The sequence below is a fragment of the Photobacterium halotolerans DSM 18316 genome, assembly GCF_000425165.1.
GTDB lineage: Bacteria > Pseudomonadota > Gammaproteobacteria > Enterobacterales > Vibrionaceae > Photobacterium > Photobacterium halotolerans.
On record NZ_AULG01000059.1, the window covers coordinates 1 to 1,337 of the forward strand.

Sequence of the window (1,337 nt, forward strand, 5' to 3'; positions counted from 1 at the left end):
TAACGAGGCGTTTACCGTCATCGACGAACCCAGCGAGGCGGACATTTTAGAGGCGCAGGCATTGGCGCTGGCTGAGGAATACGACGCCGAACAGCGCAACGATGAGCCGCCCAGCGACTCAGCACTGATCGCCAAGGTCCGCGCACCGGCTGACGACTTTGACGCCCGCAGCTTTGAGGACTGGATGAATGCCGATCTGCGAACGCCGGAGGAAATGACGCTATGGGGTGACGCGGCCATTATACGCGGGGGGATCTCCCTCCTGGGTGGCGCGCCAAAGGTCGGTAAATCAACACTGTTGCTACAGCTGCTCATGGCGGCAGCGTGCGGCGGTGAATTCCTTGGCCATCATTTCAACACCCCCTCTGTTGTGCTTTGGATTCAAGGTGAATTGAAGCCGGAATTTTTCCGCTCGCGAATGCTTGAGGCTCGCGCCGCGTTCACACCGGCAGAGCAGGAATTGATCAAGAAAAACCTGATCATTACCCGTAACTGCAGCTTAGAGCTGAATGGGGTAAATGCCTTTGCCTACAGTGCGCTGATCCAGAAATTCAAACCGGACCTTGTGGCCATCGATCCCATCAGAAACCTGGTTGTGCTGAAAAATGAAAACGACGCCAGCGAAATGAAAAAGGCGCTGCTGTCCCTGCAAAAAACGGCGATTGATGTCGATCCTGATACGTCGGTGCTGTGTGTCCACCACACGCGTAAGGACGCGGCTGTCATTGAGGGCAAGAGCAATACGGTGCCTCATGACCTGTATGCCGGTTCAGGTGCTCTGCGGGGGATATACGATTTCGGCATGATCATGCTGAACGACGCCCAGCACAATCAAACCAAATCGATCCATTTTGAAAGCCGCAACGGGCCTAACATGGACTCGCTAACACTGCGCCGTGAGGGCCATGAATTCTTGGTTGGTGGTATGATGGAACATGCCGCACAGGAATTTATAGGCGAAAATAAAGAGGGTGCGGTTGTTGGCATCGTTACCCAGGTTCTGATTGAGCACAAATATTTTACTGAGCGTACAGCGGGTGAATGGCAGGCTGTCCGCGACATGGCAAAAAACAGGTTAGAGTCACTGGGTTTGCACTCACTGGCGGATAAAACAATCAAAAAATATTGCGAGGACAGTGGCGTTGTCCACTTCTTCAAATCCAATGGGAACAAATTTTATGCCTACTACAGAACAACAATGCTCGACTAACGGCTCGACCGATGACCAGACTGAATTAGACATAAATCAACTGGCTATCAACTTAGTTAGAGAAATGCCGGTCAATGTATTAAAAGAAGCCCTTTTAGGGCTTCCCACTGAGACCATAAAGGTGCTG

At 51.9% G+C, this 1,337-nt stretch carries 1 protein-coding gene; it reads left to right on the plus strand.

All coding sequences use genetic code 11. The features are described from left to right. Positions 1 to 1,210, plus strand: a 1,210-nt coding sequence (locus H511_RS0109330) for an AAA family ATPase (protein WP_027252048.1), incomplete at its 5' end; no start/stop codon positions are given. Positions 1,211 to 1,337: the final 127 nt, after the last annotated feature.